The 5,785-nt window shown below is 72.8% G+C and carries 4 protein-coding genes; all 4 read left to right on the top strand.

What is annotated here, in order from left to right; genetic code table 11:
- Positions 1–185 precede the first annotated feature (185 nt).
- From hutU to hutI, 4 genes are read left to right on the top strand one after another with little or no spacing between them, the layout of a single operon-like run.
- Positions 186–1,841 carry a urocanate hydratase gene (hutU, locus tag WMI84_RS16475; protein ID WP_347354863.1) on the top strand — a complete coding sequence of 552 codons (1,656 nt, stop codon included), beginning with the start codon at positions 186–188 and terminating at the stop codon, positions 1,839–1,841.
- 4 nt (positions 1,842–1,845) lie between these two features.
- Positions 1,846–3,171, top strand: coding sequence for an allantoate amidohydrolase (locus WMI84_RS16480; protein ID WP_347354864.1), 1,326 nt, complete (start codon positions 1,846–1,848; stop codon positions 3,169–3,171).
- Positions 3,168–4,562 (top strand): formimidoylglutamate deiminase, encoded by a 1,395-nt coding sequence (locus WMI84_RS16485; protein WP_347354865.1) that lies wholly within the window; start codon positions 3,168–3,170, stop codon positions 4,560–4,562. The genes WMI84_RS16480 and WMI84_RS16485 overlap by 4 nt, the downstream gene beginning before the upstream one ends.
- Entirely contained in the window at positions 4,559–5,737 is a 1,179-nt protein-coding gene (gene hutI / locus WMI84_RS16490; protein ID WP_347354866.1) for an imidazolonepropionase, read from the top strand. Before WMI84_RS16485 ends, hutI begins: the two co-directional genes overlap by 4 nt.
- Positions 5,738–5,785: the final 48 nt, after the last annotated feature.

The following is a 5,785-nucleotide window of genomic DNA, read 5'->3' on the forward strand; positions in this document are numbered from 1 at the left end:
TGCACTCTCGATCCGGAGAACTGCACTCTCGATCCGGAGAGTTGCACTCTCGATCCGGAGAACTGCACTGTCGATCAGGCGAAGTGCGTCCGACCTCCGGCACCGCGGTACCCCCCGACACCGCGAAGTCCGGCGTCCCGACATGCCCGAATCCTTGAACCAGCCCGACCGAGAAGGGAACTGAGATGGAAGGTGCACGCCCGGTCCGCGCCGCCCGCGGGACCACGCTGACCGCACGGTCGTGGGCCACGGAGGCCCCGCTGCGGATGCTCATGAACAACCTGGATCCAGAGGTCGCCGAGCGGCCGGACGACCTGGTCGTCTACGGCGGCACGGGGCGGGCGGCGCGCAGCTGGCCGGCATACGACGCGATCGTGCGCACCCTGACCACACTGGCCGACGACGAGACGATGCTGGTCCAGTCCGGCAAGCCCGTCGGCGTGTTCCGCACCCACGAGTGGGCGCCGCGGGTGCTCATCGCGAACTCGAACCTGGTCGGCGACTGGGCCAACTGGCCCGAGTTCCGGCGGCTGGAGCACCTCGGCCTGATCATGTACGGCCAGATGACCGCGGGGTCGTGGATCTACATCGGCACCCAGGGGATCGTCCAGGGCACCTTCGAGACGTTCGCGGCCGTCGCCGACAAGCGGTTCGGCGGGACTCTCGCCGGCACGTTGACGCTCACCGGCGGGTGCGGCGGCATGGGCGGGGCGCAGCCGCTCGCGGTTACCCTGAACGAGGGCGCCTGCCTCATCGTCGACGTCGACCCCGAGCGGCTGCACCGGCGGGTCGAGTACCGCTACCTCGACGAGGTCGCCGACAACCTGGACGACGCGGTCGAGAAGGCCCTGCTGGCCAAGCAGGAGCGGCGCGGCTGGAGCGTCGGCGTGGTCGGCAACGCGGCCACCGTCTTCGCGGAGCTGCTGCGCCGGGGGGTGCCGATCGACATCGTCACCGACCAGACGTCGGCGCATGACCCGCTGTCGTACCTGCCCGAGGACGTCGACCTGGCCGACTGGCACGAGTTCGCCGAGAAGAAGCCGGAGGAGTTCACCGACCGCGCCCGCGCCTCGATGGCCAAGCAGGTCAAGGCCATGGTCGAGTTCCAGGACGGCGGGGCCGAGGTCTTCGACTACGGCAACTCGATCCGCGACGAGGCGCGCCATGGCGGCTACGAGCGGGCGTTCGAGTTCCCCGGGTTCGTGCCGGCCTACATCCGGCCGCTCTTCTGCGAGGGCAAGGGCCCGTTCCGCTGGGCCGCGCTCTCGGGTGACCCGAAGGACATCTACGCCACCGACAAGGCCGTGATGGACCTGTTCCCGGACAACGACCGGCTGCAGAAGTGGATGCGCGGGGCCCGCGAGAAGATCGCCTTCCAGGGCCTGCCCGCCCGGATCTGCTGGCTCGGCTACGGCGAGCGCGACAAGGCCGGCCTGGCCTTCAACGACCTCGTCGCCTCCGGTGAGATCTCGGCGCCGATCGTGATCGGGCGCGACCACCTGGACTGCGGTTCGGTGGCCTCGCCCTACCGCGAGACCGAGGCGATGGCCGACGGGTCCGACGCGATCGCGGACTGGCCGTTGCTGAACGCGCTGGTCAACACCTCGTCCGGCGCCTCGTGGGTCTCGATCCACCACGGCGGCGGCGTCGGCATCGGCCGCTCCATCCATGCCGGGCAGGTTTCGCTCGCCGACGGCACCCCGCTGGCCGCCGAGAAGCTCGCACGAGTGCTCACCAACGACCCGGGCATGGGTGTGATCCGCCACGTCGATGCCGGCTACGACATCGCCGAGCGGGTCGCCCAGGAACGCGGCGTGCGGATCCCCATGCAGGAGAGCTGAACCCGTGAGCGAGCCTTCCGTCGCGGTGGCTCGGGAGTTCGACCGGATGTGGGACGACCTGCATCCGGTCGGACGCTCGGAGTCCACCGGCGGGTACCGCCGGTTCGCACTGACCCGCGAGGACCACACGCTGCGCGAGTGGTTCGCCGGCGAGAGCGCGCGCCGTGGACTCGACCTGACCACCGACCGGATGGGCAACCAGTGGGCCTGGTGGGGCGACCCGGACGACGCGCCCGGACAGGGCGTCGTGATCGGGTCGCACCTCGACTCGGTGCCCGACGGCGGCGCCTACGACGGGCCGCTCGGGGTGGTGTCCGCGTTCGCCGTGATCGACGCGTTGCGGGAGCAGGGACTGCGGCCCGACCGACCGCTGGGGGTCGTCAACTTCACCGACGAGGAGGGGGCACGCTTCGGCGTCGCGTGCGCCGGCTCCCGGGTCATCACCGGGGCACTCGGCGCCGACCGCGCGCGCAACCTCGTCGACACCGACGGGGTGAGCATGGCCGAGGCGCTGCGGGTGGCCGGCCGCGACCCGCACGTGATCGGTCGGGACGAGGAGGCGCTGCGTCGCGTCGGCTGCTTCGTGGAGCTGCACGTGGAGCAGGGCCGCGCCCTGGCCGACCTGGACCCGGCCACCTCGGCGGTCGCGATCGGCACCAACATCTGGCCGCACGGCCGGTGGCGCATCGACCTGCCCGGCATGGCGAACCACGCCGGGACCACCCGTCTCGAGGACCGTCACGACGCCACCCTGCTCGCCGCCGAGATGGTCCTGGCGGTCCGGGCCGAGGCGCAGCGCCACTCGACGGTGGCCACCGTCGGCAAGCTGCGGCTCGACCCGGGCGGCGTCAACGCGATCGCCTCGCACGCCACGGTGTGGCTCGACACCCGCGGCCCGGTCGAGCCGGACGTGCGGGCCACCGTGTCGGCCCTCGCCGACGAGGTGGCCCAGCGTGGAGGTCGGATCAGCGAGGAGTCCTGGACCCCGACCACGCATTTCGACGCGGGACTGGTCTCCCGGTTGAGCGCGGTGCTGGGCGACCACGTCCCGCTGCTCGGCACCGGTGCCGGACACGACGCCGGCATCCTCGCCACCGCCGGGCTGCCGACCGCGATGCTGTTCGTCCGCAACCCCACCGGGGTGTCGCACTCCCCGGAGGAGTTCGCCGAGCCGGGCGACTGCCACCGCGGCGTGGCCGCGCTCACCCGGGTGGTGCAGGATCTCGTGACCGGAGCGGAGCTGCCGTTGCGTGGCGATACCTCGTCGACCGGTGCGGAGGGCAGCCCACCACCCGCGGGCCCGTCGCAGGCCCTGTCGGACCCGTCGTGACGGCGTACTGGGCCGCCCACGCGCTGCTGCCGGACGGGCCGGCCGAGTCCGTGCGGTTCGAGGTGACCGACGGCCGGTTCACCGCGGTGACCGCGAGGGATGGCTCCGAGGGCGCGCGACGGCTGCCCGGGGTGGTCGTGCCCGGCTTCGCCAACTGCCACAGCCACGCGTTCCACCGGGCGCTACGGGGTCGCACCCACCACGGCGGCGGCACCTTCTGGACCTGGCGCGAGGTCATGTATGCCGTCGCCGCGCGCCTCGACCCCGACTCCTACCTCGCGCTGGCGCGGGCCACCTACGCCGAGATGGCCCTGACCGGCATCACCGCCGTCGGTGAGTTCCACTACGTGCACCACGCCCCGGGCGGCACGCCCTACGCGAACCCCAACGCGATGGGCGAGGCGCTCCGGCAGGCCGCCGCTGAGGCCGGGGTGCGCCTGACGCTGCTCGACACCTGCTACGTGTCGGGCGGGCTGGGTGGTGCCGGGCACCTGGCGATGTCACCGGAGCAGCAGCGGTTCGGCGACGGGGACGCCGACGGGTGGGCCCGCCGCTGGCGTGAGCTGGAAGGCGACGAGAACACCGTCATCGGCGCCGCGATCCACTCGGTCCGGGCCGTGCCCCGCGACCAGATCCCCACCGTCGTCCAGGCCTCGGGCGAGGCGCCGCTGCACGTGCACCTGTCCGAGCAGCCCGCCGAGAACGAGACCTGCCAGCAGGTCTACGGCTGCACCCCCACCCAGCTGTTGCACGATGCCTCGGCCCTGGGGCAGCGTACGACCGCCGTGCACGCCACCCACCTGACCACGGGCGACATCGGGCTGCTCGGTGGCACCGGGACCACCTGCTGCTTCTGTCCCACCACCGAGCGCGACCTCGCCGACGGCATCGGGCCGGCACGCGCGCTGCTCGATGGCGGCAGCCCGCTCAGCCTGGGCTCCGACCAGCACGCTGTGATCGACCTGATGGAGGAGGCTCGCGCCCTGGAGATGCACGAGCGGCTCGCGACCCTGCAGCGGGGCCGGTTCGAGCACGCCCAGCTGCTGGCGGCCGCCACCGACCACCCCAGTATCGGCTGGCCCGACGCCGGCCGGCTGGAGGCGGGAGCGCGTGCCGACCTGGTCGCGATCCGCGCCGACTCGCCCCGCACGGCGGGCGCCCATCCCGACCAGATCCTGTACGCCGCCGGCGGCGCGGACGTGCACACCGTGGTCAAGGACGGCGAGGTGATCGTCGACGCCGGCCGGCACCGGCTCGGCGACGTCGGCAGGATGGTCGCAGCTGCGGTCGTCGCGCTGACCTCGGCCGTCCGCCCGGACGGCCCGGCCCGGCAGGCCGGGCAACGCAGTGGCCCCCCGCAACGTGTCGCAACCGCACAGGAGGACGTATGAGCGCCACCGTCGTCACCGGGATCAGCGAGCTGGTGACCAACGACCCGGCGCGCGAGCGTGGGCTGCTCGGCATCCTCGAGGACGCGGCACTCGTGATCGACGGCGGCCGGGTCGGCTGGATCGGTCCCGGGTCGGCCGCGCCGGATGCCGACGAGCGGGTCGAGCTGGATGGGCAGACGCTGCTGCCGGGCTTCGTCGACAGCCACTCGCACCTCGTGTTCGCCGGTGACCGCAGCGCCGAGTTCGTGGCCCGGATGACCGGGACCCCCTATGACGGCGGAGGCATCGCGGTCACCCGAGAGGCGACCTGCGCCGCCTCCGACGAACAGCTGCGGGCCCTGGTGCAGGCCCGCGTGGCCGAGATGGCCGCGCTCGGCACCACGACGGTTGAGATCAAGAGTGGCTACGGCCTGACCGTCGAGCAGGAGGCGCGGGCCCTGCGGATCGCCGCCGAGTTCACCGGCGAGACGACGTACCTGGGGGCGCACGTGGTGCCGCCCGAGTACCACGCCGACCGAGCGGCATACGTGCAGCTGTGCGCCGGGGAGATGCTCGAGGCCTGCGCCCCCCACGCCCGCTGGGTCGACGTCTTCTGCGAGCCGAACAGCCGGTACGCCTTCACCGAGGACGAGGCGCGCCACATCCTGTCGGCGGGCAAGCAGCACGGGCTGCTGGTGCGCGTGCACGGCAACCAGCTGGGCCCCGGCCCGGGCGTGCAGGTCGCCGTCGACCTCGGGGCCGCGAGCGTGGACCACTGCACGTACCTGTCCGACGCCGACGTGGCGGCACTCGCCGGCTCGGACACGGTGGCGACCCTGCTGCCCGGGGTCGAGTTCTCGACCCGCTCGCCCTACCCGGACGTGCGGCGCCTGATCGATGCCGGGGTGGCGGTGGCGTTGGCCAGCGACTGCAACCCGGGCACCTGCAACAGCAGCTCGATGCCGCTGATGGTCGCCCTCGCCGTGCGCGAGATGGGCATGACCCCGGAGGAGGCGGTGTATGCCGCCACCGCCGGATCCGCCCGGGCGTTGCGCCGGGAGGACGTCGGAACGGTCCGGTTGGGCACCTCGGTCGACGACCTCGCGGTGCTGACCGCGCCGTCCCACCGACACCTTGCCTACCGGCCGGGCATGCCGATCGCGCATCGACTCTCGGATGCTGTCAGGCTGAGCTGACGGCGCTGCATGTCGGTTTGGCGGCCGGGCGCGCCGACGCACGCCGAC

Origin of the sequence: Intrasporangium sp., assembly GCF_039812505.1 — a bacterium.
Lineage (GTDB): Bacteria > Actinomycetota > Actinomycetes > Actinomycetales > Dermatophilaceae > Intrasporangium_A.